This is a genomic window from Mesorhizobium sp. LSJC285A00, from assembly GCF_000503155.1.
Taxonomy (GTDB): Bacteria; Pseudomonadota; Alphaproteobacteria; order Rhizobiales; family Rhizobiaceae; genus Mesorhizobium.
On the sequence record NZ_AYVK01000096.1, the window covers coordinates 1 to 3208 of the forward strand.

Below are 3208 nucleotides of genomic sequence, written 5' to 3' on the forward strand. Positions count from 1 at the left end.
ATCTGCAAAATCTGGACAAAAGAGCCCGAACGATTCAGGCTCGATCCAACCCATCAAACCTTGGGACTAAACACCTAGAGCGTTTCAGATTTTGACAGAAGCGTATCCAGCGTTTGCGAAGTAGTTTCTGCATTCATTGGGTTGGATGGTTGATACGAGGTGGCCGATGTGTCGCCAGGTGTCGTCGATGGTTCGCTTCTGGGCGGCTCGCATCCAGTGTTTGATCTTGGCGAAGGCTTGCTCGATTGGGTTGAGGTCGGGCGAGTATGGCGGCAGATACCAAAGCCTGGCGCCTGCGGCGCGGATCATCTGCCGTATGGCGGCCGACTTGTGGGAGCCAAGATTATCCATGACGACGATGTCGCCGGGCTGGAGCACTGGCACGAGCTGCTGCTCGACATAGGCCCGGAAGCTCTCGCCGTTGATCGGTCCATCGAAGACGCAAGGGGCAGCAAGACGGTCGAGCCGCAGGGCGCCGAGGAAGGTCAGCGTGCGCCAGTGGCCGTGCGGAGCAAAGCCGCGCAGGCGTTTGCCGCATGGTCCCCAGCCGCGCAGCGGTGCCATGTTGGTCTTGATCCAGGTTTCGTCGATGAACACCAGCCGTTCCGGATCGAGACCCGCCTGCCAGGAACGCCAGCGTTGTCGTCGGCGGGCAACATCGGCGCGAGCTTGCTCAAGGGCGAATAGCGTTTTTTTTGAACCGCAATCCTTCGCGCCGCAGGAAATGCCATACCGTGTCGTGCGAGACCTTCACACCGCGCGCCGCAAGTTCGTCCTTCAGCCATGCAGCGACAGATGCGACGTCTGGTTGATCCGTTCCACGATGAACGCCCGGTGCGGCTCCAGAACACGCTTGCGGTGGCCGCCCATCTTACCCGGTGCCACAGACCCATTCGCCCGATAGCGCTGCGACCACTTCACCGCCGACGAAACCGCCACGCCAAAACGAGCCGCCACCGAGCGGCAGCTCTCGCCAGCCTCGATCGCGCCAACAACACGCTCACGTAGATCGTTCGAAAGGGGAGCCGTCATCTGATGCTGGCCTCCGATCCAGCCAGCATCTTGAATCACAAAACCACTCTCACGGGAATCCCGCAGATTCAGTCAAAATCTGAACTGCTCTAAGCGTCCATTCAAGCGGCTCGTGATCTGGTTGCTCGTGCCACATCACTTGACGGAAGTCGCGGCGGTCAACCTGCTGGCCGCATATCGGGCCAAAGGTCGAAACGGTCTTGTCCGTCTGCCGGCGAATGTGGTTTGCCGGGGATGCGTGGGCCAAGGGCTGCTATTCTGGTCATGCTCGAACGAACACGATTCCGCGGCAAAAGTTCCGTCAGTTTGGTCTTCTCAGTTGGTGAAAGACATCGCACCAAAAGCGGAAGTCATTTGGTCGGCCGTCGAAATGTGCCTCCAAAGCGCAGTGCGCCACGGCGGTCGGCGCTTCAAGCCCATAGAGTTCGATCGCAGATTGAGCGGCCTGACCTTGGTCGACGAGATCGGCAATCTTCAAAGCCGTAAATCAGCGCTCCGCATTGCGAGCCTTCCGGTATGAGTTCCGAGCCTAAGACGCTCCTGAGTAGGCTTTTCGCCCTTATTATTTTCTCTGCCGCCGGCGCCACTGTCTATTGTCGGTGGCGAGGCCGCTGCCACCTTCTGAGCGGGCGAGCGATGGAGTGCCTTCGACGGTGAAGACGATTCCGGCGTCTTCAAACGCTTTGCGGATCGCCGCGATGTTGTGGGGACGCGATTTCCTGAATCCGTTCTCAAGATCGCTGATGGCCATTTCGCTAAGATCTGCCTTTGCGGCAAGTCGCACACGCGACCAGTTCAGTAGGGCTCGTGCTGCTCTGNTGGCCATTTCGCTAAGATCTGCCTTTGCGGCAAGTCGCACACGCGACCAGTTCAGTAGGGCTCGTGCTGCTCTGGATTGATCTGCTGAGAGTACGGTTCGGCTGTCCATAAACAGTCGAACATTCAATATCGCTTAAATGTTCCTCTTGACCTTCTGCGATTTCTAACGGCGTGATGCCGGCCTCTCGGGTAACGCGGCGGGGTTTTCCAATAACTTTGCGGAACGCTGATCGTCACGCCGCAACGTCTTCTTTTTCGGCTTGGTCTTCTCAACCAGATCTGGCCTTTTCTCTATCAGGTAGTCAGCCTTGTTCGTTCGATAGTCTTCTTTGTGGATGGACATTTCTACAATCTCCATTGTGGAGATCAACGCGGCTGGAAGCCGACAAGGTCGATCCGAACGGCGCACCGTCCTAATACGAGTCTTGTCGACCATACCAGTCGTCGACGTCTCGCCGCACGCGATCCTTCTCAATGCCGTAGCGTTCCTGGATCGTACCTTCGAGCTGATCGCGGTTGCCGGCTATGCGGTCAATATCATCATNTCTCAATGCCGTAGCGTTCCTGGATCGTACCTTCGAGCTGATCGCGGTTGCCGGCTATGCGGTCAATATCATCATCAGTGAGCTTGCCCCACTGCTCCTTGACCTTACCTTTGAATTGCTTCCAATTTCCTTCGACGCGGTTCCAGTCCATGATGGCGATCTCCTTTCGTTGTCCTTTCGAATAACGGTCGTATGGCTGTCAGGTTCCGCTGCAGGTAAGCGCGCTTGCTTGTGATCTAGCAATGGAACCTAATGCCCGTCGACCGCATGTGTGCGCCGGCCTTTTCCGGTTTGGGAACACAGCCGGCCTTTTGCCGTTGGTCTGGAACAGCTTCGCAAGGAAATGCACGTGCTCGCCGATCCGGGCATCTGGGTCGCGTTGGCGGCTGTGTTCATCCCTTATGGAGTCGGTGTCGCACTGCTTCTGAGGGTAGCCGGTTGATGGACCTGCCAGCGCTGCTCTGGCGTCAGATGAGCGGATTTCCATAGAAGCCGCCTCAACTTGGCGGCGGGGGGTCTTCGCGTTCGGCCATCTGTTCCAAGAGCTTCCTTGACGCAGCCAGGACGCGGCGTACGTGGGGAGTTGAGTTCGCCGACCATATCGATGGCGAAGGCGCCGGACAGGGCGCCACACGTCTTGGCGGGGCGCTCTGAGGGCGTTGGCGATGTCATCGAAGATCGCTTCCATCGGTCGAGTCTCGAACGCCGAACCTGTGAATCCCCTGTTTGTTCCGTCAAAGTCTAACGATCAGGGAAGCGCCATTGAAAGCACGTGCAGTAACGGTTGATTCAACCATTGCTGGTAAATTGTG

General features: G+C 57.6%; 3 protein-coding genes and 2 pseudogenes. 1 reads left to right on the forward strand and 4 read right to left on the reverse strand.

Going from position 1 to position 3208, the window contains the following annotated elements; all coding sequences use genetic code 11:
- Positions 1 to 84: 84 nt before the first annotated feature.
- Positions 85 to 1050, reverse strand: a pseudogene (locus tag X726_RS1000000170235) (IS630 family transposase).
- Between the two features lie 94 nt (positions 1051 to 1144).
- Here X726_RS1000000170235 and X726_RS1000000170980 point away from each other — a divergent pair.
- Complete coding sequence (locus X726_RS1000000170980; RefSeq protein ID WP_156936055.1) at positions 1145 to 1552, forward strand: hypothetical protein; 408 nt, start codon at positions 1145 to 1147, stop codon at positions 1550 to 1552.
- A 42-nt stretch (positions 1553 to 1594) separates the two neighbouring features.
- On the opposite strand, the gene X726_RS0137090 is transcribed toward X726_RS1000000170980, so the two are convergent.
- The 3 genes and pseudogenes from X726_RS0137090 to X726_RS1000000172150 all read right to left on the reverse strand — a co-directional run bounded on the left by X726_RS0137090 (position 1595) and on the right by X726_RS1000000172150 (position 2547).
- The gene (locus X726_RS0137090) at positions 1595 to 1960 is read right to left on the reverse strand and encodes a helix-turn-helix transcriptional regulator (RefSeq protein ID WP_348626792.1); all 366 of its coding nucleotides are present in this window, start codon (positions 1958 to 1960) and stop codon (positions 1595 to 1597) included.
- Positions 1961 to 2014: 54 nt separating this feature from the next.
- Entirely contained in the window at positions 2015 to 2194 is a 180-nt protein-coding gene (locus X726_RS137315; RefSeq protein ID WP_156940767.1) for a hypothetical protein, read from the reverse strand.
- A gap of 70 nt (positions 2195 to 2264) precedes the next feature.
- Positions 2265 to 2547, reverse strand: a pseudogene (locus tag X726_RS1000000172150) (CsbD family protein).
- Between the last annotated feature and the right edge of the window lie 661 nt (positions 2548 to 3208).

Coding starts and splice junctions, on each gene's coding strand:
- X726_RS137315 (WP_156940767.1), bottom strand. CDS start 2,194: ATGTCCATCCACAAAGAAGACTATCGAACGAACAAGGCTGACTACCTG.